The sequence below is a fragment of the Comamonas fluminis genome (assembly GCF_019186805.1).
Lineage (GTDB): Bacteria > Pseudomonadota > Gammaproteobacteria > Burkholderiales > Burkholderiaceae_C > Comamonas > Comamonas fluminis.
In genome coordinates, this window is record NZ_CP066783.1 from 194,827 (window position 1) to 215,983 (window position 21,157).

At 57.9% G+C, this 21,157-nt stretch carries 22 protein-coding genes; 8 read left to right on the forward strand and 14 right to left on the reverse strand.

All coding sequences use genetic code 11. The features are described 5' to 3' along the window. Positions 1-97: 97 nt before the first annotated feature. The gene (locus tag JDW18_RS01150; RefSeq protein ID WP_218241957.1) at positions 98-1,300 is read right to left on the reverse strand and encodes an ABC transporter substrate-binding protein; all 1,203 of its coding nucleotides are present in this window, start codon (positions 1,298-1,300) and stop codon (positions 98-100) included. Positions 1,301-1,538: 238 nt separating this feature from the next. After that, complete coding sequence (locus JDW18_RS01155; RefSeq protein WP_218241958.1) at positions 1,539-1,694, reverse strand: hypothetical protein; 156 nt, start codon at positions 1,692-1,694, stop codon at positions 1,539-1,541. Between JDW18_RS01155 and JDW18_RS01160 the strand changes: the two genes are divergently transcribed. Continuing rightward, positions 1,693-2,466, forward strand: coding sequence for a ferredoxin--NADP reductase (locus JDW18_RS01160; RefSeq protein ID WP_218241959.1), 774 nt, complete (start codon positions 1,693-1,695; stop codon positions 2,464-2,466). The genes JDW18_RS01155 and JDW18_RS01160 overlap by 2 nt on opposite strands. 284 nt (positions 2,467-2,750) lie before the next feature. Here the strand turns inward: JDW18_RS01160 and JDW18_RS01165 are convergent, their stop codons facing one another. Both JDW18_RS01165 and JDW18_RS01170 read right to left on the reverse strand, forming a co-directional pair. Further along, entirely contained in the window at positions 2,751-3,698 is a 948-nt protein-coding gene (locus JDW18_RS01165) for a LysR family transcriptional regulator (RefSeq protein ID WP_218241960.1), read from the reverse strand. A gap of 64 nt (positions 3,699-3,762) precedes the next feature. Next, positions 3,763-4,746, reverse strand: coding sequence for a YihY/virulence factor BrkB family protein (locus tag JDW18_RS01170; protein WP_218241961.1), 984 nt, complete (start codon positions 4,744-4,746; stop codon positions 3,763-3,765). Positions 4,747-5,126: 380 nt separating this feature from the next. Here JDW18_RS01170 and scpC point away from each other — a divergent pair, with 380 nt between their 5' ends. Continuing rightward, positions 5,127-6,668, forward strand: coding sequence for a succinyl-CoA:acetate CoA-transferase ScpC (gene scpC / locus JDW18_RS01175; protein ID WP_218241962.1), 1,542 nt, complete (start codon positions 5,127-5,129; stop codon positions 6,666-6,668). 113 nt (positions 6,669-6,781) lie between these two features. Here scpC and JDW18_RS01180 read toward each other — a convergent pair whose 3' ends face one another. Both JDW18_RS01180 and JDW18_RS01185 read right to left on the reverse strand, forming a co-directional pair. Further along, positions 6,782-7,477: an LrgB family protein gene (locus tag JDW18_RS01180; RefSeq protein ID WP_218241963.1), complete on the reverse strand. Its 696-nt coding sequence runs from the start codon at positions 7,475-7,477 to the stop codon at positions 6,782-6,784. A gap of 7 nt (positions 7,478-7,484) precedes the next feature. Next, a complete protein-coding gene (locus tag JDW18_RS01185) occupies positions 7,485-7,955 on the reverse strand; it encodes a CidA/LrgA family protein (protein ID WP_218241964.1) in 471 nt (156 codons plus the stop codon). 77 nt (positions 7,956-8,032) lie between these two features. Between JDW18_RS01185 and JDW18_RS01190 the strand changes: the two genes are divergently transcribed. Then, a complete protein-coding gene (locus JDW18_RS01190; RefSeq protein ID WP_218241965.1) occupies positions 8,033-8,905 on the forward strand; it encodes a LysR family transcriptional regulator in 873 nt (290 codons plus the stop codon). Between the two features lie 338 nt (positions 8,906-9,243). Here JDW18_RS01190 and JDW18_RS01195 read toward each other — a convergent pair whose 3' ends face one another. Then, positions 9,244-9,705 (reverse strand): sialate O-acetylesterase, encoded by a 462-nt coding sequence (locus tag JDW18_RS01195; RefSeq protein ID WP_218241966.1) that lies wholly within the window; start codon positions 9,703-9,705, stop codon positions 9,244-9,246. Continuing rightward, positions 9,689-10,750: an acyltransferase family protein gene (locus tag JDW18_RS22825; RefSeq protein ID WP_425514760.1), complete on the reverse strand. Its 1,062-nt coding sequence runs from the start codon at positions 10,748-10,750 to the stop codon at positions 9,689-9,691. Before JDW18_RS22825 ends, JDW18_RS01195 begins: the two co-directional genes overlap by 17 nt. 128 nt (positions 10,751-10,878) lie before the next feature. On the opposite strand from JDW18_RS22825, the gene JDW18_RS01205 reads away from it, so the two are divergent. Next, positions 10,879-11,466, forward strand: coding sequence for a pseudouridine synthase (locus JDW18_RS01205; RefSeq protein ID WP_218241968.1), 588 nt, complete (start codon positions 10,879-10,881; stop codon positions 11,464-11,466). 5 nt (positions 11,467-11,471) lie between these two features. On the opposite strand, the gene JDW18_RS01210 is transcribed toward JDW18_RS01205, so the two are convergent. The 3 genes from JDW18_RS01210 to JDW18_RS01220 form a co-directional block, all read right to left on the reverse strand. Next, the gene (locus tag JDW18_RS01210; protein ID WP_218241969.1) at positions 11,472-12,578 is read right to left on the reverse strand and encodes a 7TM-DISM domain-containing protein; all 1,107 of its coding nucleotides are present in this window, start codon (positions 12,576-12,578) and stop codon (positions 11,472-11,474) included. A 134-nt stretch (positions 12,579-12,712) separates the two neighbouring features. Then, positions 12,713-13,231, reverse strand: a complete 519-nt coding sequence (locus tag JDW18_RS01215) for a hypothetical protein (RefSeq protein WP_218241970.1) — start codon at positions 13,229-13,231, stop codon at positions 12,713-12,715. A 137-nt stretch (positions 13,232-13,368) separates the two neighbouring features. Beyond that, positions 13,369-14,007, reverse strand: coding sequence for an MBL fold metallo-hydrolase (locus JDW18_RS01220; RefSeq protein ID WP_218241971.1), 639 nt, complete (start codon positions 14,005-14,007; stop codon positions 13,369-13,371). 343 nt (positions 14,008-14,350) lie between these two features. On the opposite strand from JDW18_RS01220, the gene JDW18_RS01225 reads away from it, so the two are divergent. Further along, complete coding sequence (locus JDW18_RS01225) at positions 14,351-15,973, forward strand: Re/Si-specific NAD(P)(+) transhydrogenase subunit alpha (RefSeq protein WP_218241972.1); 1,623 nt, start codon at positions 14,351-14,353, stop codon at positions 15,971-15,973. A gap of 27 nt (positions 15,974-16,000) precedes the next feature. Next, a complete protein-coding gene (gene pntB / locus JDW18_RS01230; protein ID WP_218241973.1) occupies positions 16,001-17,416 on the forward strand; it encodes a Re/Si-specific NAD(P)(+) transhydrogenase subunit beta in 1,416 nt (471 codons plus the stop codon). 187 nt (positions 17,417-17,603) lie between these two features. Here pntB and JDW18_RS01235 read toward each other — a convergent pair whose 3' ends face one another. Further along, the gene (locus tag JDW18_RS01235; RefSeq protein ID WP_218241974.1) at positions 17,604-18,239 is read right to left on the reverse strand and encodes a LysE family translocator; all 636 of its coding nucleotides are present in this window, start codon (positions 18,237-18,239) and stop codon (positions 17,604-17,606) included. A gap of 104 nt (positions 18,240-18,343) precedes the next feature. Between JDW18_RS01235 and JDW18_RS01240 the strand changes: the two genes are divergently transcribed. Continuing rightward, positions 18,344-18,799, forward strand: a complete 456-nt coding sequence (locus JDW18_RS01240) for an Lrp/AsnC family transcriptional regulator (RefSeq protein ID WP_218241975.1) — start codon at positions 18,344-18,346, stop codon at positions 18,797-18,799. A gap of 177 nt (positions 18,800-18,976) precedes the next feature. On the opposite strand, the gene azu is transcribed toward JDW18_RS01240, so the two are convergent. Together azu and JDW18_RS01250 are read right to left on the reverse strand one after the other, a co-directional pair. After that, complete coding sequence (gene azu, locus JDW18_RS01245) at positions 18,977-19,432, reverse strand: azurin (RefSeq protein WP_218241976.1); 456 nt, start codon at positions 19,430-19,432, stop codon at positions 18,977-18,979. Positions 19,433-19,640: 208 nt separating this feature from the next. Further along, entirely contained in the window at positions 19,641-20,444 is an 804-nt protein-coding gene (locus tag JDW18_RS01250) for an exodeoxyribonuclease III (protein ID WP_218241977.1), read from the reverse strand. A 10-nt stretch (positions 20,445-20,454) separates the two neighbouring features. On the opposite strand from JDW18_RS01250, the gene pyrE reads away from it, so the two are divergent. Beyond that, positions 20,455-21,156 carry an orotate phosphoribosyltransferase gene (pyrE, locus tag JDW18_RS01255; RefSeq protein ID WP_218241978.1) on the forward strand — a complete coding sequence of 234 codons (702 nt, stop codon included), beginning with the start codon at positions 20,455-20,457 and terminating at the stop codon, positions 21,154-21,156. Position 21,157: the final 1 nt, after the last annotated feature.

Genomic DNA, 21,157 nt, shown 5'->3' on the forward strand with positions numbered 1-21,157 from the left:
GATGCTCCTGTTCATCAACATGTCTCCTCGCACAGATGGGTGCAGATGTGAAAAAGCCACCGTTCGCGGGTGGCTTTTCATTGTCGCAAAGCCGTGCTTAGTTGGCAGCCGCCGGACGCAGCTTTTTCACTTCTTCGTCTGTAGGCTGATAGTCCTTGCCGTCGGCATAGTGGTAGTTCACCAGCACGCCACGGCCCAGCTTGCTGTCGTAAGCCGTCTTGCCGATATAGGCGCCCATGGTGGACTGGTTGTCCTGCGCACGGTAGGTGATGGGGCCGAACGGCGTGTTCACTTCCAGGCCCTTGAAGGCGGCAATCAGCTTCTCGGTATCGGGGTCGCCGTTGGTCTTGCGCAGGCCTGCAGCAATCGACTGAATGGCGTTGTAGCCCACGATGGTGCCCAGGCGTGGGTAGTCCTTGTACTTGGCCTGATAGGCCTTGAGGAAGGCGGCGTGCTCAGGCGTCTTGATGGAATACCAGGGGTAGCCGGTAACCGTCCAGCCCACGGGTGCTTCCTTCTTGAGCGGATCCAGGTATTCAGGCTCGGCCGTCAGCAGACCCACAACTTCGCGGCCCTTGAACAGGCCACGGGTGTTGCCTTCGCGCACAAACTTGCCCAGGTCCGTGGCAAACAGCACGTTGAAGATGGCGTCGGGCTTGGGATCGGCCAGCGCCTGCACCACCGAACCGGCATCGATCTTGCCCAGTGCGGGCGCTTGCTCGGCCACAAACTCGATATCGGGCTGCTTGGCCTTCATCAAAGCCTTGAAGGTGGCGACGGCAGATTGTCCGTATTCGTAGTTGGGGTACACGATGGCCCAGCGCTTTTTCTTGAGCTTCAGGGCTTCTTCCACCAGCATGGCAGTCTGCATATAGGTAGAGCCGCGCAGACGGTAGGTGTAGTGGTTGCCATTGGCCCAGACGACCTTGTCGGTCAGTGTTTCGGAGGCCAGGAAGAAGCGCTTTTTCTGCTTGGCGTAATCAGTCAGCGCCAGGCCTACGTGCGACAGAAAACTGCCGGTCAGCACATCAATCTTTTCGCGGCTGTACAGCTCTTCGGCGGCGCGTACGGCATCGCCCGGCGTGGCGTTGTCGTCGCGCACGATCAGCTGCAGCTTTTTGCCGGCAATACCGCCTGCGGCGTTGACCTGCTCAATGGCCAGTTCCATGCCCTTTTTGTAGGGCTCCAGAAAGGCGGGCTGGGCCTTGTAGCTATTGATTTCACCAATCTTGATGACGCCCTGTGCCCAGGCGGGCAGGGCAGCCAGTGTCAACAGGGGCAGGGTCCAGCGCAACTGCATTGTCAATCTCCTCGGTGGCGGCCTTGGGCGATGCGCACAAGGCTTGTGAAATATGTAATGCTCAAAATGAGCATTTATCTAGACAAATAAAGCGCTTTTTGAAAGCGCGTGGGCGGCCATGGTAGAGCAGCGTTGTATGTGCGTCAACAATGGCGTGGCCGTTGTGTCCTTGCAAAGGGCGTCGTGAAAGGCGTCATTCTGCATATCACTATTCGATCTCAAGACATTGGCAGGTAACTCACCCACTTTCGTGCAATTGCCGGACAATATGGGACTTGTCCCGCTTGGCAACCGGCAGCCAGCGCGCTACCAGCTTTTCTGCAGCGCCCAGCCACCGCCCAGCATTTGCCGCGCAGGGTTCCCTGCCCAGAATTTTATTTTTCAGACGAATCATGAGTGCTTTTCTTGAAGAACGCGTGCTGTCCGTCCACCACTGGACTGACCGTCTTTTCTCCTTCACCACCACCCGCGATACGTCGCTGCGCTTCTCTAACGGCCACTTCACCATGATTGGCCTGAAGGTGGATGGCAAGAACCTGCTGCGCGCCTACTCCATCGCCAGCCCCAATTACGAAGATCATCTGGAGTTTCTGTCGATCAAGGTGCCTGAAGGCCCTCTGACCTCCAAGCTGCAGAACATCAAGGTGGGCGACACCGTGATCGTGGGCAAAAAGCCCACAGGCACGCTGCTCATCGACTATCTGCTGCCCGGCAAGAACCTGTACCTGATCGGCACCGGCACCGGCCTGGCCCCCTGGCTGGCCGTGGCACGCGACCCCGAAACCTACGAGCGTTTTGACAACGTGGTCGTGGTGCACGGCGTGCGTCAGGTCGAAGAGCTGGCCTACCAGGAGCTGTTCGAGAAAGAACTGCCAGATCACGAATTTCTGGGCGACATCGTCAAGGGCAAGCTGCACTACTACCCCACCGTGACGCGTGAGCCCTTCCGCAACCAGGGCCGCATCTCCACACAGATCAACAACGGCACCTTCCCACAAAACCTGGGCCTGCCCGATCTGAACCCCGAGACCGACCGCGTCATGCTGTGCGGCAGCCCTGCCATGCTGGCCGAGTTGAAGGAACTGCTGGAAAAGCGTGGTTTCAAGGAAGGCAATACCACCACGCCTGGCGATTTCGTGATTGAGCGCGCTTTTGTGGAAAAATAAGTAAACGGCTGAATGCAGGCAACTGCGTTCACGCTGAACACAGGCCACGCCCTGTTCTCTGAGCAAGAGAGCGGGGCGTGGCTTTTTTCATGGCCGCCTCTAGGGTCTGTTGAGAATTGAGCGAGGTCGCGAAGGATTCTGGCCGCTTGCCAATCCAGGCGCGTGACGCTGTGCGGGTGTCCACCCGATGTATCCCCATAACGGGATCGCAACGACGAGTGGCGTGCGGCCAGAGTCCTTCCCTTCGGGTTGCAACGCGATCCCCGCCTAAATCTCAACAGACCCTAGGTCTTGAGCGCCACCGGCGGCACGCCGAACGGCAGCAGTTTGCTGACGTTGCGGTTGGTGTTTTCGGCCAGAAAATCCAGCAGCGCCCGCACACGCGCAGGCATGAACTGCCGCGATGGCATGGTGGCATAGAGCGTGAACACGCCTGTGGTCCACTCGGGCAGCAACTGCACCAGCTTGCCCTCGCACAGGGGGCGAGAGATCAGGTCTGAAGGCTGGGTGCTGATGCCTGCACCATCGAGCGTGGCACGCAGCAAGGTGCCTGTGTGGTTGGCTACCAGCATGGGCGTGACGTGCACCTCCTCCTCGGGCAGGGTGTTGTCGATGCGGCGCAGGCGCAGCACATTGCCGCGGGCATAGGCGTAGCTGCGCAGCAGCATCTGGTGCTGCTGCAGGTCTTGCGGATGGGTGGGCGTGCCGTGCTGCTGCAGATAGCTGGGCGCGGCGCAGACCATGCCGTAGGTGCTGACGATGGGGCGGGCGATGACATTGGCGTCGTAGTCTTCGCCAGCGCTGACAAAGGTGATGTCGTATTCGCCCAATGCGGCTTCCGATGAGGACTCGACCACGACCTCGATCACCACCTTGGGATAGCGCTGGTGAAACTCGACCACCAGCGGCGCAAGAATATGCTCGGCAAACACTGGTGGCATCAGCACCCGCACCAGCCCTGACAGCTCGGCGGTATGCGCCTGGGCCATGGAGAACGCATCGTCCACGTCGGTCAGAATGCTGCGCACCCGGTGCAGATAGGCCTCACCCGCTTCGGTCAGCGTCACGCTGCGCGTGGTGCGCTGCATCAGGCGCGTGCCCAGGTGCTGCTCCAGATCGGCCACCAGACGGGTGACGGTGGGCACGGACATATCCAGTTTGCGGGCGGCTGCAGAAAAGCCGCCTTCGTCCGCAACGGACTGGAAAACGCGCATGGTGAGCAGGCGATCCATGGGAAATACTTTTGACTAAATTGATAGCTGCTGGTGCATATAAATAGTAGGCTTTAGCCACTTTTTATATGTTTTCTCCGGCATGTTCTGGCAGCGTGCCAAGGTTCTGAGGCGCTGGTGTGCCGGTCTTGGGGCGCGGCATGAAAGGCTTGTGAAATTTCACCCCGGCGCGGCTGCAGGCCTTGGCGGTGGCCGCCGCAAACAGCAAAACGGCAGAGGTGAAGTAAAACCACATCAGCACCACCACCAGCGAGCCGGCTGCGCCATAGGCCGAGACCACGGCGGCGGTGGACAGGTACCAAGCCAGCGCCTGCTTGCCAAGGGTAAAGAGAATGGCGCCCATGACGGAGCCCAGCAGCAGGTATTTCAGCGTGGGTTTGAGGCCGGTGCCCATACGCATCAGGCCCAGAAACAGCAGCACCGAGATGCCGAAAGACACGCTTTCGTTGATGATGCCCATCACCGGGCCCAGCGGCACCAGTTGCAGCTCATCATTGGCCCATTTGGTGACCATCTGGATGGCGGTAGACAGCACCATGGACACCAGCAGCAAAAAGCCCAGGCCCGCCACATAGCTCAAGCCCCGCAGGCGGGATATGGCCATGCCCCACCAGGCGGCCTTGGTCTGGGGCGCGGGCTCTTCTCCCATGGACCAGAGCTTGTCCAGCGAGGCCTGCAGCTCTACAAACACGCCGGTGGCGCCCGAGAGCATCATCACCAGACCGAGGATGGAGGCCAGCGAGCCTTCGCCCGAGCTTTTGGCGCTGGACAGTGCGCCTTGAATGACCTGGGCAGCACGCTCGCCGACGAGGCCTTGCACTTGCTCGATCAGCGTGGACTCCACATAGCTGCGGTCCATCCACCAGCCCAGCAGGCCAACCACGGCCAGCAGCAGCGGAGCCAGACTGAGCATGCCGTAGAAGGACATGGCCGCGCTCATGCGCAGACCATCGGCCTGCAGCCACAGCTGCACGGCGTCCATCAGGGGTTGAAAGGGCTTGCTCCAGCGCGTCAGGCGCTGTTTCCACAAAGAAAAATCCATGGCCATGCTGCATTGTGTCTGCAAGCGCTGTAATTCCCCTGTCAGCCCAGACCGCCCCTGAGGGCTGAGTGCATGCTTGCTAAGTTTCTGTCGTATCTAAAAATATTCAAATTTGATAGCGCATATCGTTTTATCTATCAAAAAAATTAATTGATACATATTTGAAATGTCGAAAATATAAGCGATAAGCGCTATCAATTTGAGAGTCTATGCGTTGGTTACATTCCTCGTTTGGCAAGGATGGGTACCCGGGTTTGTACTAGTCAAGTACGCTGGAGTCTGCGTCGTGAGCGTGGTCCACTTCGGGTTTGCACCGATGGCGGTGCACGCACTGAATCTAAAAAAACGCTGCCTTACAGGCGGCACTGCTCGACGAGACACCCTCCATGCAAACCACCTTCACTCAGGCATCCCCCGCGGATCGCGTGCTGTGCACCGCATTGCGCGAACGCATCATGACGGCCGACCAGGCCGCCAGCCTCATCCAGTCCGGCATGACGCTGGGCATGAGCGGCTTCACTCCCGCAGGTGCCCCCAAGTCCGTGCCGCAGGCGCTGGCGCGTCGCATTGAGGAACAGAACGCCAATGGCGGCAACTTCCGCATCAGCCTGTGGACGGGCGCATCCACCTCGCCCGAGCTGGATGGCGCGCTGGCCAAGGTGCACGGCATTGAGCGCCGCCTGCCCTACCAGAGCGACCCCACGGTGCGCAAAGAGATCAACGACGGGCGCATGCAGTACGTGGACATCCACCTGTCCCACGTCGCGCAGTACGTGTGGTTTGGCTTTCTGGGCCACCTGGACGTGGCGGTGATCGAAGTGGCAGGCATCCTGCCCGACGGCCGCCTGATTCCATCGACCTCGGTGGGCAATAACAAGACCTGGCTGGAGCAGGCCGACAAGATCATTCTGGAAGTCAACAGCGCCCAGCCCGCCGAGCTGGAAGGCATGCACGACATCTACTACGGCGCTGCCGTGCCGCCCAAGCGCAAGCCCATCCCCATGGAGCACCCGTTTGACCGCATTGGCGACCCGTATCTGCATTGCGACCTGAGCAAGGTCATCGCCGTGGTGCCCACGCAGCAACGCGACAAGCTGGCCGCGTTTACCGCGCCCGACCAAGACTCGCAGCGCATTGCCCAGCACATCATCGACTTCCTGCAGCAAGAGGTGAAGATTGGCCGCCTGCCGCCCGAGCTGCTGCCTCTGCAGTCCGGCGTGGGCAATATCGCCAACGCCGTGCTGGCCGGCCTGAACGATGGCCCGTTTGAGCACCTGACCGCCTACACCGAAGTGCTGCAGGACGGCATGCTGGACATGCTGGAATCCGGCAAGCTCGATACGGTCTCAACCACCTCGCTGGCGCTCAGCCCTGCGGCCATGGAGCGGTTTCTGGGCAATATCGAGTACTACCGCCAGCGCATCATGCTGCGCCCGCAGGAAATCTCGAACCACCCCGAGCTGATCCGCCGCATGGGCCTGATCTCGATGAACGCGCTGATCGAGGCCGATATGTACGGCAACGTCAACAGCACGCACGTCATGGGCTCGTCCATCATGAACGGCATTGGCGGCAGCGGCGACTTTGCACGCAACGCTTACCTGTCCATCTTTATGACGCCCTCCATGGCCAAGGGCGGCAAGATCAGCTGCATCGTGCCCATGGTGTCCCACGTCGACCACACCGAGCACGATGTGCAGGTCATCGTGACCGAGCAAGGGCTGGCCGACCTGCGTGGCCTGGCCCCCGTGCAACGCGCCCGCCTCATCATTGAAAAGTGCGTGCACCCCGACTACAAGGCCGAGATGACCGACTACCTGGAACGCGCTTTGCGCGATGCCCCGGGCAAGCACACGCCGCATCTGCTGGATGAAGCTTATGCCTGGCACCAGCGCTATCTGAAGACCGGCAGCATGCAGCGCGGTTAAAAGCGTTGGCACCCTATGAAAAAGAGCGACCTTGAGTCGCTCTTTTTCATGGAACAGGTTTTGAATCAAACAGGCTTGAAGCCCATAACTATCAAGCGCTATCTACTATCAAATCAGAAGAGCAGCGTCTTAATCCACGGCGCAGCCAGCACATTCAGCGCACCTGCAATCAGCATCACCAGCGAGGCCATCACTGCCTGCACCTCGCCCGCCTGACGGGCGCGGGCCACGCCGCTGCCGTGGGCGGCACCGCCCCAGCTGGCGCCGGTGGCCAGTTTGCTGCGAATACGGGGCAAAAAGCGCAGCACGGTCTGGCCCAGCAGCATGGCGCTAACGCCGGTCAGCAGCACAAAGAGGGCGGCCAGGTCGGTAGGGCCGCCCAGCACTTTTTCAGCCTCAATGGCGAATGGCGTGGTGATGCTGCGCACGGCCAGGCCTTTTTCCAGGTCTTGCGACAGGCCAAACCACTGGGCAAACAGCACCGAGGTGCTGATGGACACCACAGTGGCGGCGATGACGCCGGTGGTGATGGACATCCAGTGTTTTTTGAGCAAATTGCGGTGCTCATGCAGCGGCAGCGCAAAGGCCACGGTGGTGGGGCCCAGCAGCCACACCAGCCAGTGCGTCTGGGCGTAGTACTGCGGGTAGCTCACCTGCGTGAGCAGGGCCAGCGCAATCAGCACCACGGGCGTGGCGATGATGGGCATCAGCAGCACATGCGGGTGCTGGCGGTACAGGTGCTTGTTGACGGCGTAGCAGGCAATGGTGACCACAAAGGACAGCAGCCCGATCATTTCATTGGAGAGCATGACAGCCTCACTCCTTGTCCGCAGCGGCTTTTGCCGTACTGGCGTGCGCTTTACGGCGAGCCAGCGACAGCTCAAAGCGGTAGACGCGGTCCACCGCCAGGGCCGTGACCGCCATCACGCAGGCGGTGCTGGCCACAATCACCACCAGAATGCGCAGGCCTTGCTGGCGGATCAGGTCGGGGTACTCGGTCACCACCAGCATGGCGGGCACGAAGAACAGCAGCATCTCGGCCATCAGCCAGTTGGTGCCTGCCTGCAGCCAGCTGGCCTTGACCAGCCCCGAAAACAGGCCCGCAGCCAGCAGTGCAAAGCCGGTCAGGCCTGCGGGCAGGCTCCAGCCAAAATGCTGGCGTAGCGCGTCCATGACGATCCAGATGGCGCTGAGCGCTGCAATCTGCAGCACCACTTTGGCACCCTGACTCCAGCGCGAAGGAAGCGCAGCAGCCTTGGGCGAAAGCACTTCAGAAAAATATGACATGGCCCTGATTCTAGGGTTTTCACTTATATTCTAAAAATGGATTATTTTCATTTTTTCGATTCATTTAAGGAATAGAAATGGACCTGCGTGCCCTGCGCTATTTCATCGAGGTCGTGCGCCAGAACGGCTTTACCCGCGCTGCGGAAACCCTGCATGTGACCCAGCCCACCATCAGCAAGATGGTCAAGGCGCTGGAAGATGAATTTGGCGGCCCGCTGCTGCTGCGCGAAGGCCGGGGCGTGCAGCTGACCGATGCGGGGCAGGTTGTCTATGACCAGGGTATGGCCATCCTGGAGCAGGCGCAGCTGCTGCGCCGCCAGGTGGCCGAGGTGGACAACATCACGCGTGGCGAGCTGTCTGTGGGCATCATGCCCACCACGGGGCACTACATGGCGCCGGTGATTGCGCTGTTTCAGCAGCGTTATCCGGGCGTGAACCTGCAGGTCAACGAGCAAGGCGCCCGCGCCCAGTACCAGCTGATTCAGGATGGCAAGCTGGACATGGCGCTGGGCCTGTTCTCGGAGCCCGATCCGGCGCTGGAGCGCTACACCGTGGCACGCCAGAAAACCCGGGTTGTCCTGCCGCTTCACCGCGTGGGCAATACAGACCAGCCCATGCGCTGGAGCGATCTGCGCGACCTGCCCTTTGTGCTCTACACCAGCGACTTTGCACTGCACGAACATGTGCTGCAGCAATGTGAGGCTGCGGGCTTCTCACCTAGGGTCAAGTTGCAAAGCCGCTATTGGGACTTTATCGGCCAGCTGGTCGCCGCCGATGTGGGTGTGGCCGTGATGTTCGAGCATGTCATCGCACGCTACGACCCAGAACGTGTGGGTAGCCGCCCGCTGGTCGATCCAGAAATCACCTGGGATGTGGCGCTGATGTGGCGCCCCGGCTACCTGTCACGCGCTGCGCAGGCCTGGCTGGACTGCGTGAAAGAGGTCTATTGACTCTTCTTTTGGGTAGAAAATATTATTCTATCTGAAATAATTGATTAATATTTCACGGTCATACTTCGGTTGAATTTCGTTTGCTTCTATCATGGATTCAAACCAAAGTTCAGCCATTTTTTCTTGCCCGGATTTATTTAAATGACATCCATCAAATCTGTATTCATCTCCTAACGCGTTGGTGTCTGGTCCCGTGAAGAAATGATACCCATGATTATTGGAGATAATTTTTTGTACACTGGAAATTTTCTCACTGAAAGCATTGCCGCACCTTGAGTGCTGAGCGATTATTATTTTTTCAGGGTGTAAATTAAATTTCAAATTTTTTAGAACAGAATTTAATTTTTTCTGTAAGTTATTGGTGAAATATTTACATCCGACGAGCCTTGATGCCAGAATAAATAATCAACATTTATAGATTTTTCTTTGGTCATAGATATGGCGCTGGAAAGCTTTGCAAAGGCCGCGCCACCTTCTTTCCAGTCACTTACAGAAGTTCCTTTTACACCAATAGGCATAAATGTTACATTATCCGCTAATCCATTTTGAATGATTTTTTCGCCAAGCGGTATCCACATTGAGCCTTGTGAGCAATCACTCCAATCGAAAGGATCTTTTGCAGGTGTCTGAATGCCATTTTTGTTGAGTTGATAGACACCGGGAACCTGCTGAAATATATGTTGATTGCAGTTTGCAGAAATTGATTCTCCCACAACCAATATAAAAATATCCTTTGCTTGAGTGGAAATATTTATTGATAGCAAAGAGAGAAAAAAGATTAATTTAGCAACCGATGACATACCTTGTCCTGTGTTTTAGTATTTTCTTTGAAAATTCAATTGTTATTATTGATGATAAAAAAACGAATATAAATTCTAGGAGCGCTGAATAGAAAGGATTCTGTAAATTAATTTCGATATTTTTATTAAAAATTCGTATGAAAATTCCATGCAAAAAAAACAATCCAAAACTAATACTGGAAATATATCGAAGATACTTGTTTGGGATATTGAAATATTTTTCCAAAAAAACAAATATTGATATAAGAAGGACGAGTTTTCCTAAAGTTGTTGAATTTGGTAAACCTATAGCCTCAAAAAAAGGGATGTATTCTTTTCCATTTAAGTCAAAATCTGAATTAAATGAGGCAATTATTGCGTATAATAATATTCCTGAAATTATTATTTGCGTAGATAATGATTTTGAAAGTGATTTAATTTCATTTCTTATTTTGAAAAAAAATAAGCCAAGCATATAAAAACCAAAAAAATGTATAAAAGAGTATATGGGATTTGAATTGAGTGTTGGTCTAGATGAAAAAATAGAAATAATAATTCCTGCTGCCGCTGTTAATAATAATATTAAAGTATTTTTTTGGGTTAAATTGAGAAAAACAGGGGATGCCAAGAAAAAAATCGCAATCATGGGAGTAAACCACATGGGGCCATTTACTAAGCCTCCTACTAATAATGACCAGGCTATGTATTTTTCAGTGGAAATTTCATAAATCTGTGGCTGATGAAAATAGATGCCTGCTAAAATGCAGGGGGCGGAAATTATCAAGTATGGAGTGATGACAAATTTAATTTTTTTCTTTAAATATTTAAAATAAGAAAAATTCTCATTCGACTCTACTTGAAAAAATAAATATCCAGAAATGAATAGAAACCAAGTCGTAGCATCTGTGAGGAAAAAATTCAAAGAATTATTAAGTAGTGATAAGTTCACTAAATGGGATAGTATGACAAATAATATTGATATTGCTCGGAAATTATCTGCAGAATAACTGAAGTCTCTTTTATGCATTGATATAGATTTTAAAAGTCGGCAATTGTAATGTACCATAAAAATAGTGCATTACTCTAATTTGAATATCCTACTGGACGGCTGTTTTGAGTAGTTTGGCTACTCTTCATTGCCAAGATAGCCTGCGCAATCATAATGAAACTGACTTCCTTGTAAGCTCAGGGCTTATGTCAGGATTATTTCCACTTTATCGATTTAAGCCGAAGACTCGGTCGCGCCTGCTGTGCTTTCACAAGCCCTATGGTGTGCTGAGTCAGTTCACGCCCGAGGGCAAATGGCAGGGCCTGAAAGACTGGATTGATGTGCCCGGAGTCTATGTGGCAGGCCGCCTGGATGCCGATAGCGAAGGCCTGCTGCTGCTGACCAATGATGGCCAGTTGCAGGCCCGCATTGCCGACCCGCGCCACAAGATGGAAAAAACTTACTGGGTGCAGGTGGAGGGTATCCCCGACGAGGCCGCGCTGCAGCGCCTGCGCGACGGGGTGGAGCTCAACGATGGCAAGACCCTGCCCGCCAGAGCGCGCCTGATAGCGCCGCAACCCGCCATGTGGCCGCGCAACCCGCCGATTCGTGTGCGCCAGAACATTCCCGACTGCTGGATTGAACTCATCATCCGCGAAGGCAAAAACCGCCAGGTGCGCCGCATGACGGCGGCGGTGGGCCACCCCACGCTGCGCCTGGTGCGTATGGCCGTCGGCCCGTATTCGATTGAAGGGCTGGAGCCGGGGCAGTGGGTGGATGTGCAGCCCGGCTGATGCAGTTAGCGCAATGTGTCCAGCTCGGACAAAGCGTCATCGTCATCTGGCAGCTCTAAGGCTTTCCAGCCCTGCAGCTTGAGCCAGTTGCTCTGTTTGGGGTTGAACCAGTTGCTTTCCAGCTGCACGGGCTGCAGCTGGCCTTTGAGCTGCTCCATCATGCTGCGCATGGCGGAAGCCTTGGTGTGCACGCAGCTTTGCATTTGCGCCATCAGATCGCGGCCCTGGCTCAGAAAGCGGCTTTTCGCCAGTTTCTCGCGCGAGGGCTGGCATTGCGCATAGGCCAGCAGCATGGGGTCGGGCATGTCGCCTTGCGCCACCATGTTGATGGCTTCTACATGCTGGTTGAGCTGCATCTCGGGCATCAGGCCCGCAAGCTGAATTTCCAGTGCACCATCATGAAAGCGGTAGCGGGTGGGAACGGCGGCCCGCAAGGTATAGCTGCTGCCACCGCGTGATTGGGCGTGGTAGCTGATGACGCGGCTGCCTTGTTGCATCAGCGGCTCGACCAGCGCCAGTGCGGCAGCGCGGGTTGCCTCGTCATCAGTCTTGAGAGTCATGCGCAGCTGGGTGCTGGGGTAGCCGCGCCACGCCTCGCGCCAGGCCATCCAGCCTGCAGTGTTGGGCGCAAAAAAGATCAGCACGACGATGGCGAGCATGGGCAGAAGCGACGCTGTCAGTGACCAGATGGCCTTGGTGTTGGCCGCCTCCTGGGGCTGCTGGCCCACGCTGATGAGGTTGCCAATCAGCCGGATCAGGGTGCCCAGCGCAACCCAGAATGCAGCGCCAATGCCCAGCGAAAGTTGCTCGGCCGAGAACATGCTCACTGGCAGATGGATGAGCGTCGCCAGCATGGCGATGCAGCCCAGCCAGATGACCAGAGCAGAGAGCAGATAGAACAAGGCTGGTGGCTGCAGCAGCTCTTGCTCCAGATCCAGCGCGGGGTTTTGTGCCAGTGCTTTTTTCAGCTGTCTGCGCCGCCACAGGTTCAACACCAGCCACAGCAGCGCGCTGGTGGTCAGGCCCGCGAGTATGGAGATCAGCACGGCGGAGAAGGCCCAGAGCATCAGCAGCCCTACGAACAACATCAGCACGCCTGCCACTGCACTCATTCTTTTCGACCTCTCTATTGAATTGATAGCTGGCAGCGTTTGCTGGACCAAGGTTAGACGTTGTTTTTACCGCAAAAATAAAAACGCGCTTGCTGCAAAAGCAGGCAAGCGCGCCGGGTTTTGTGAGTAGCGCTTTATGAGCAGTTCTTGCTGCTCTTGGAGGCGTGGGCACCGGCTGCCTTGGCATCGGCTGCGCTCATGAACTTGCCGCTCTTGGTCTTGCCGTAATAGCGGTCGCCCTGGCAGTGATAGACCTTGGTTTCCTCATTCACCCAGACCTGGCCGGGGCCGCCAGCGGCGGCACCTGCTGCACCGGCGGCGGGCGCTGCAGCTGCTGCAGGCTTGGCTGGAGTTGCGGGTGCGGCAGCGGGGGCTGCTGCGGGTGTGGGGCTGGTGGTCAGCTTGGCGGTGGCGTCTTTGTCGATGCCTTTATGGCCTTTGCAAGTGCCCTGAGAGCTGGCGGCGCTGACGCTGGTGCCGTCCTTGCACACAAAGGTCTGCATGGCTGCTGCTGCGGGTGCAGCGGCGGGCGCGGGTGCTGCTTTGGCCGCTGGAGTTGCCGCGGCAGGTGCAGCCGCAGGGGGTTGGGCAAAGCTGGCAAACGCCCCGCTGACCAGGGCGGAAGTCAGCAAGACTTTCCATGTATTGCGCATAAAGACACTCCCAGAGGGTTGGCATCACAAACAGTGTGATGCGGCACATGCTGCTACGGCGGCAGGCAATCTGCAATAGGCAAGTGTCAACATCTGTTGCCGCCTGGGACTTCAGTCTTTTTTAAGCTGAGCGCAGCTCAGGTGCCGCTGACATAGGGGTTCATCTTGCGCTCGCGGCCAAAGCTGCTCTCAGGCCCGTGGCCGGGGATGAACACCGTCTGATCGCCCATGGGCCACAGGCGCTGCACGATGGAGTCAATCAGCTGCTGGTGGTTGCCCTGGGGGAAGTCTGTGCGGCCAATGCTGCCCGCAAACAGCACATCGCCCACAAAGGCGCGGTCAATCTGCGGCGCGTGAAACACCACATGGCCAGGCGTGTGGCCGGGGCAGTGGCGCACGTTCAGCGTTTCCTTGCCGATAGTTACTGTATCGCCGTCGTGCAGCCAGCGGGTGGGCACAAAAGGGTCGGAGTGCGGAAAATTGAACATCGCGCCCTGCTGGGGCAGGCCGTCAATCCAGAACTGGTCGCCCTCATGCGGGCCGATGATGGGCAGCTCGTACTTGGCGGCCAGTTCGCTGGTGCCGCCAGCATGGTCGATGTGGGCGTGGGTAATCCAGATGGCCTTGAGATTCAGGCCCAGACGTTCGACTTCCCATTCAATCTGCTCCAGATCGCCGCCGGGGTCGATGACGGCGGCATCCATGGTCTGGTCGCACCAGACCAGAGAGCAGTTTTGTTGGAAGGCGGTAACGGGGACGGTGTGATATTGCAACATGGGTGACTTGTATTTTTTGGGCGTTTGCGTAGTCTCGCGGGGCGCGAACCCCGCAAGCATGACACGGCAAGGCTCAGGCATCAAAAATGCCCGCCCAGTTTCTGGAGTCATACCCCATTTGAGCTAGCATAGATGCAAGTGCCCCATTTTGGTGCGGGCTGCTACAACGTATTTGTGCTGCAAGGCAGCGGGCATTCGCTTCATCGGAAGCGGCCCGACACAGTTTCAAGATCGTTCAGGCCGTGCCAATGCCCGTGTGAAGCACTTTCCTCCCGCAGGAGGAATGGCTGGGGGCGAGTCGGCCTGGAGAGAACCCATTTTTAAACTCCAGGAGACTTGTCTCATGTCCAGCAACCCCCAACCCGTGCAGCCCAGCAGTGGTGCACAGCGCATAGGCGTGCTGCGGGAAACCTTCCCGCTCGAAAAACGCGTGGCCACCGTGCCCGAAGTGGTTGAAAAGCTCATCAAGCTGGGCTTTAGCGTCTGCATCGAATCCGGCGCGGGCGCAGCCGCCAACTTCAGCGATGACAGCTACCGCGCCGCTGGTGCCGAGGTGCTGCCCGATGCCGCCGCCGTCTGGGCTGCGGCGGATATCGTCTTCAAGGTGCGCCCGCCCACCCCGGAAGAAGTGGCGCTGATGCGTGAAGGCCAGGTGCTGATCGACTTCATCTGGCCCGCGCAGAACCCCGATCTGATGCAGCAACTGGCCGCCAAGAAGGTGACGGTGCTGGCCATTGATTCGCTGCCTCGTACGCTTTCACGTGCGCAGAAGATGGATGCACTGACCTCAATGGCCGGTGTCTCTGGCTACCGCGCGGTGATTGAGGCGGCCAACGCCTTTGGCCGTTACTTCAACGGCCAGATCACGGCTGCAGGCAAGGTGCCTCCGGCCAAGGTGTTTATCGCTGGCGCTGGCGTGGCCGGTCTGTCGGCCATTGGCACGGCAGCCAATCTGGGCGCCATTGTGCGCGCCAACGATACGCGGGCTGAGGTGGCCGATCAGGTCGTGTCGCTGGGCGGTGAATTCGTCAAGGTCGATTACGAAGAGGACGGCGCGGGCGGCGGCGGCTACGCCAAGGTGATGAGCGAGGGCTTTCAGGCTGCGCAGCGCCAGATGTACGCGCAGCAGGCCAAGGATGTGGACATCATCATCACCACCGCGCTGATCCCCGGCAAACCCGCGCCCAAGCTGATTACGGCGGAGATGGTCGAATCCATGAAGCCCGGCAGCGTGATCGTGGACATGGCGGCCGAGCAAGGCGGCAACTGCGAGCTGACCGTGCCCAACGAAGCCGTGGTGCGCCATGGCGTCACCATCATTGGCTACACCGATCTGGCATCACGCCTGGCCAAGCAATCGTCCACCCTGTACGCCAACAACCTGCTGCGCCTGACTGAAGAGCTGTGCAAGGCCAAGGACGGCGTGGCTGTGGTGAACATGGAAGACGACGCCATCCGTGGCCTGACGGTGGTGAAGAACGGTGAAATCACCTGGCCCGCACCGCCCATCGCGCAGGCGCCCAAGCCCGCTGCCAAGCCCGCCGAAGCGCCTGTGGCGCAGAAAAAGGGCGGCCACGGCCATGGCTCTTCCGGACCGCTGCCCGCCAAGACGCTAGCCATCATCTTCGCTGTGGCAGCGGTGGCCTTCTGGTTCATCGGTGCTTATGCGCCTGCGGCCTTCCTGGGCCACTTCACCGTCTTCGTGCTGGCCTGCTTCATCGGCTACATGGTGGTGTGGAACGTGACGCCTGCGCTGCACACGCCGCTGATGAGCGTGACCAACGCCATCTCCTCCATCATCGCCATTGGCGCGCTGGTGCAGATTGCGCCGCCTGGCACGGTGGGTACGGGTCGCCCTGATGAGCTGATTCGCTGGCTGGCCTTTGCTGCGGTGGTGCTGACGGCTATCAATATGTTTGGCGGATTCGCAGTGACCCGTCGCATGCTGGCGATGTTCCAGAAATAAGAAGAACGAGAAAAGAGAGAAACAACCATGTCCCAAAGTCTCGCAACGGTGGCCTACCTGGGCGCCGCTATTTTGTTCATTCTCAGCCTGGGTGGCCTGTCCAACCCTGAAACCTCACGCCGCGGCAATCTGTTCGGCATGGTCGGCATGGCGCTGGCCGTGGTCGCTACCGTGTTCGGCCCGCGCGTAGGCCCCACCGGCATGGCCTGGATCGTGGGTGCGCTGGTCGTGGGTGGCGGCATTGGCCTGTATGCGGCCAAGGTCGTCAAGATGACGCAGATGCCCGAGCTGGTTGCGCTGATGCACAGCCTGGTCGGTCTGGCGGCCTGCCTGGTGGGTTTTGCCAGCTATGTGGATACTTCCATTCAGCTGAGCGGCGCAGAAAAAGCCATTCACGAGGTGGAAATCTATGTGGGCATTCTGATCGGTGCCGTCACCTTCTCCGGCTCGCTGATCGCTTTTGGCAAGCTCAACGGCAAGATCGGCGGCAAGCCGCTGCTGCTGCCCGGCCGCCACTGGCTCAACCTCGTCGCATTGCTGGTAGTCATCTGGTTTGGCCGCGAGTTTTTGCGTGCTGAAACCATTGCCGACGGCATGCTGCCCCTGATCGTGATGACGGTGATCGCGCTGCTGTTCGGTATCCACATGGTCATGGCCATTGGCGGTGCGGACATGCCCGTGGTGGTGTCCATGCTCAACAGCTACTCCGGCTGGGCGGCTGCTGCCACCGGTTTCATGCTGGGCAATGACTTGCTGATCGTCACCGGTGCGCTGGTGGGCTCGTCCGGCGCCATCCTGAGCTACATCATGTGCAACGCCATGAACCGCAACTTCATCAGCGTGATTGCGGGTGGCTTTGGCTCCGGCGCACCAGCCAAAAAGAGTGGTGATGCAGCGGCGGCCGAACCGCAAGGCGAAGTCGTGCCCGTGAGCGCGGCTGAGACGGCCGAGATGCTGCGCGATGCCAAGAGCGTCATCATCGTGCCCGGCTACGGCATGGCCGTGGCCCAGGCCCAGCACACAGTCAACGAAATCACGCGCACCCTGCGTGACAAGGGCGTGCAGGTGCGCTTTGCCATCCACCCCGTGGCGGGCCGCATGCCTGGCCACATGAACGTGCTGCTGGCCGAAGCCAAGGTGCCTTACGACATCGTGATGGAGATGGACGAGATTAACGACGACTTCCCCGATACCGATGTCGCCATCGTCATCGGCGCCAACGACATCGTGAACCCTGCTGCGCAGGACGACCCCACCAGCCCCATCGCCGGCATGCCGGTGCTGGAAGTGTGGAAGGCCAAAACGTCTATCGTGATGAAGCGTTCCATGGCATCGGGCTACGCCGGTGTGGACAACCCGCTGTTCTACAAAGAAAACAACCGCATGCTGTTTGGTGATGCCAAGAAGATGCTGGATGAAGTATTGGGCGCCCTGAAGGGCTGATACCCCCTGAGGCGCTTTGCGCCTGGGCGGCCCCGCCTTCCCCCTCTCTCGCTTTGCTCTGCAGTGCGGGAAGGGGACGACAACACCGCTACGGGGCAGCGGGGCCGCCTAGGCCCTTGCTGGCTGTCTCTGGGTTGGGTTCTGCTTGTTTCGAACGCCTGTGGCTATGCCGCAGGCGTTTTGTTTTTTACAGATGCTGAACTGCGATATCGCCCAGCAGCAAGGCGGCAATCAACAGCATCAGCGTGCCGGACAGGCGCGACACAGCCAGCGCGGCTGCGGGGCGCGATCTCAGCACGCTTTGCGAACTCCAGCCCACGCCGTAATAGACAAAGCAGCAACTGGCTGCATGCACAGCGCCCAGCGCCATGATTTGCGCAAACACGGGCCAGGGTGCGGCGGGGCGCACAAACTGGGGCAGCAGGGCCAGCAGTAGCAGCAATAGCTTCGGGTTGAGCCCGCTGACGCTGGCTCCCTTGACGGCCCAGCGCCAGGGCCGCTCCTGCATGCTCTGCGCATGGGCAGATTCGGCACTGACCACAGAGGGATGGCGCAGCATGGCCACACCCAGCCAGGCCAGATAGGCGGCGCCAGCAATGGTCAGCAGCGTCAGCAGCATGGGGTACTGCTCCACCAGTGAACCCACGCCTGCCGCCACGGCCAGTGTGGCCAGCAGTGCACCGCAGGCCAGACCCACCACGGAGGGAAGCACAAAGGGGCGACCGCGCAGGCCCGCAGAAATCACATAGGCCCAGTCGGCCCCGGGGGTGATAACCAGCAAAAATGAAACCGCCCAGAAGGCGGTGAGGGCGGCGAATGACACAGTCTTCTCTTTCCTGCAGCAATGCAGAGAGAATATGAAGAATTCAGGGGAATGTGCTTCCAATATTCGCCCTGAAAATGCAGATCTGTGGAAGAAAGCACCTGATGAATTCGCTGGATAGAAAAATTCTTGCTGCGCTGGAGAACGATGGCCGCCTGACGGTGACCGAGCTGGCAGAGCAGGTGGGCCTGAGCCTCTCGCCTTGCCACCGCCGTGTGCGGGCGCTGGAAGAGTCGGGTGTGATTCGCGGCTACCGCGCCGAGCTGGACTCGGCGGCGCTGGGGCTGGATTTTTCCTCGCTGGTGTTTGTCACGCTCAAGGACAGCAAGTCCGTGCCCGCATTTGAGGAAGCCGTGGCTTTGCTAGACAACGTGATTCAGGCCCAGCGCCTGTTTGGCGACCCCGACTACCTGCTGCAGGTGGTGGTGCGCGATTTGCCTGCCTATCAGCGTCTGTACGATGAGCACCTGACGCAATTGCCGGGCGTGCTGCGCATGACTTCCACGCTGGTGATGAAGCATGTGGTGGTGAACCGGCCGCTGACTTCTGCGATGGAATAGCCCATGAAAAAGCGCCGGTGACTTGCATCACCGGCGCTGTAAGCACGTTCCAAATTCTCAGGTTTGCTCTTGATTTAAAAGCTGCAAGCGCTTGTTGTTCAATGTTTTCAAGTCAATAAGATCATAAAAACCATTAAAAACAAGCGCTACCAGCTCCTGAATCAGAAGCAGATGAGATTAAGAGCCCAGCTTGAGCGAGCCCTTCATTAGAGCCGCGTGGCCGGGAAAGGAGCAGAAGAAGGCGTAGTCGGTGCCAGCCTTGAGCTTGCTCACGTCGAGGTCGAACTTGGTGGTTTCACCGCCGCCAATGACCTTGGAATGCGCCAGAGCGCGCGCGTCGCCAGCCTTCACGTATTCGGCAGCAGCGCCTGCGGCCATGCCGTCGGTGATCACGCCTTGCATGTCAGCGGCAGTGCTGACCACGATGTTGTGGCCCATGGCGGTCTTGGGCAGCTTGCCCACGTGCTTCAGCGTCACGCTGAACTTCTTGCAGGACTTGGGTACGTCGATGTTCTTGACGTTGAACTGCATGGCATCGTTGCTCTCCACAACGGCTTCGCAGCCTGCGGCCATGGCGGGCGCGCTCAGAGCGCCAATTGCACACAGGGCCAGAGTGCTCAGGATCTTCTTCACTGGTTATTCCTTTTCCTAAAAGCAAAACGGGAGTCGGTGTGGCGCGGGCGCCATCCAGATTCCGCAATTCATTTTTTCGGCAATCCTGCGCAACCGGCTCAGTACAACTCATGCTCGCATGGGTTGTACTGTTGCACCTTGCGGTAAAGCAAGATGACGAGCATGCACTCTCGGCGGCGCTGGCCTGCAGCGCCTCAGAACGCCATGATCAGAGTGTCATGTCGTAACCAATGGTGATGGGCGCGTGGTCCGAGAACTTCTCGCCCTTGTAGATGGATTCCGTGCGGGCAAGGGCCGCAATCGCTGGCGTGGCCAGGTGGTAGTCCAGACGCCACCCCACGTTGTTCGCATAGGCCTGGCCCCGGTTGCTCCACCATGTATAGCAGGCATCCGTTGTCTCTGGCTGTAACTGGCGGTACACGTCAACCAAGCCACCGGTGATTTCAGTCTTGTGCAACAACTTTGTCATCCAGTCGCGTTCTTCGGGCAAGAAGCCGCTGTTTTTCTGGTTGCCACGCCAGTTTTTCAGGTCTTCCTTCTGGTGGGCGATATTGATGTCGCCACACAGCACAAAGTCGCGCTCGGCTTTGAGGCGCATCAGATGCGTGTGCATCTTGGCCAGAAAGCGGAACTTGGCCTCCTGGCGCAATTCGCCCGAGCTGCCGCTGGGAAAGTAGGCGCTGATAATCGAAAACTTGCGGCTGGGCGTATCAAAGCGCAACTCTACATAGCGGCCTTCGGCATCGAACTCCTCGGTGTCAAAGCCCACAATCACGTCTGAGGGCTCGTGGCGCGTGTAGACGCCCACGCCGGAATAGCCTTTTTTTTCAGCAAACTGGAAGTGCCCTTTCAGACCGGCCAACACCTCGAAACGCCCGGCCATATCCGAAGCCTGGGCCTTGATTTCCTGGACGCAAATACAATCCGGCGCAGTAGCTGCTATCCAGGCTTCGGCGCCTTTGGTGGTGGCAGAGCGGATACCGTTGAGGTTGAGGCTGGTTAATTTGAACAAGGATGAATCCATGGTGGTAGATAAGCAGCCAATGGACGGTGCAGACCGTCTGGCGCAGGAATTTGTGCAGTTTGCCGTCGATGCAGGTGTGCTGCGTTTTGGCGAATTCAAGACCAAGGCCGGGCGCCTGAGCCCGTACTTCTTCAATGCAGGCCTGTTCGACGACGGCGCCAAGATGGCACGTCTGGCTGAATTCTATGCAAAAGCCATTCTGGCCAGCGGCATGGAGTTTGATATGGTCTTTGGCCCTGCGTACAAGGGCATTCCTCTGGCTGCTACCGTGGCTGTGGAGCTGGCCCGCGCTGGCAAGAACGTGCCCTTTGCTTACAACCGCAAGGAAGCCAAGGACCACGGCGAAGGCGGCACCCTGGTGGGTGCGCCGCTGAAGGGCCGCGTGCTCATCATTGACGATGTGATGTCGGCTGGCACGGCGGCGCGTGAGTCGATTGCCATCATCAAGGCTGCAGGTGCCGAACCCCACGCAGTGGCGATTGCACTGGACCGCCAGGAGATGGCGACCGAAAATGGTCAGGATGTTCCCCACAGCGCTGTGCAATATGTGCGCAACCAGCTGGGCATGCAGGTTTGCGCGATTGCAAAGCTGGCAGACTTGTTGCTTTATCTTGAGCAGCAAGGCGGCGATGCAGGCCGCGAGCATCACGAACGCGTGCTGGCCTATCGTCAGCGCTACGGTGTCGAAGACAAGGAATAAA

Bases quoted from the DNA above. Each gene is read 5' to 3' on its own strand.
- JDW18_RS01190 (WP_218241965.1), top strand. From the start codon at position 8,033: ATGGACCTGCGTGCCCTGCGCTATTTCATCGAGGTCGTGCGCCAGAAC.
- JDW18_RS01160 (WP_218241959.1), top strand. From the start codon at position 1,693: ATGAGTGCTTTTCTTGAAGAACGCGTGCTGTCCGTCCACCACTGGACT.
- JDW18_RS01165 (WP_218241960.1), bottom strand. From the start codon at position 3,698: ATGGATCGCCTGCTCACCATGCGCGTTTTCCAGTCCGTTGCGGACGAA.
- JDW18_RS01180 (WP_218241963.1), bottom strand. From the start codon at position 7,477: ATGCTCTCCAATGAAATGATCGGGCTGCTGTCCTTTGTGGTCACCATT.
- JDW18_RS01220 (WP_218241971.1), bottom strand. From the start codon at position 14,007: ATGTTGCAATATCACACCGTCCCCGTTACCGCCTTCCAACAAAACTGC.
- JDW18_RS01195 (WP_218241966.1), bottom strand. From the start codon at position 9,705: ATGTCATCGGTTGCTAAATTAATCTTTTTTCTCTCTTTGCTATCAATA.
- JDW18_RS01215 (WP_218241970.1), bottom strand. From the start codon at position 13,231: ATGCGCAATACATGGAAAGTCTTGCTGACTTCCGCCCTGGTCAGCGGG.
- JDW18_RS22825 (WP_425514760.1), bottom strand. From the start codon at position 10,750: ATGGTACATTACAATTGCCGACTTTTAAAATCTATATCAATGCATAAA.
- JDW18_RS01225 (WP_218241972.1), top strand. From the start codon at position 14,351: ATGTCCAGCAACCCCCAACCCGTGCAGCCCAGCAGTGGTGCACAGCGC.
- pntB (WP_218241973.1), top strand. From the start codon at position 16,001: ATGTCCCAAAGTCTCGCAACGGTGGCCTACCTGGGCGCCGCTATTTTG.
- JDW18_RS01150 (WP_218241957.1), bottom strand. From the start codon at position 1,300: ATGCAGTTGCGCTGGACCCTGCCCCTGTTGACACTGGCTGCCCTGCCC.
- JDW18_RS01240 (WP_218241975.1), top strand. From the start codon at position 18,344: ATGAATTCGCTGGATAGAAAAATTCTTGCTGCGCTGGAGAACGATGGC.
- JDW18_RS01155 (WP_218241958.1), bottom strand. From the start codon at position 1,694: ATGATTCGTCTGAAAAATAAAATTCTGGGCAGGGAACCCTGCGCGGCA.
- JDW18_RS01210 (WP_218241969.1), bottom strand. From the start codon at position 12,578: ATGAGTGCAGTGGCAGGCGTGCTGATGTTGTTCGTAGGGCTGCTGATG.
- JDW18_RS01185 (WP_218241964.1), bottom strand. From the start codon at position 7,955: ATGTCATATTTTTCTGAAGTGCTTTCGCCCAAGGCTGCTGCGCTTCCT.
- pyrE (WP_218241978.1), top strand. From the start codon at position 20,455: ATGGTGGTAGATAAGCAGCCAATGGACGGTGCAGACCGTCTGGCGCAG.
- JDW18_RS01170 (WP_218241961.1), bottom strand. From the start codon at position 4,746: ATGGCCATGGATTTTTCTTTGTGGAAACAGCGCCTGACGCGCTGGAGC.
- scpC (WP_218241962.1), top strand. From the start codon at position 5,127: ATGCAAACCACCTTCACTCAGGCATCCCCCGCGGATCGCGTGCTGTGC.
- JDW18_RS01205 (WP_218241968.1), top strand. From the start codon at position 10,879: ATGTCAGGATTATTTCCACTTTATCGATTTAAGCCGAAGACTCGGTCG.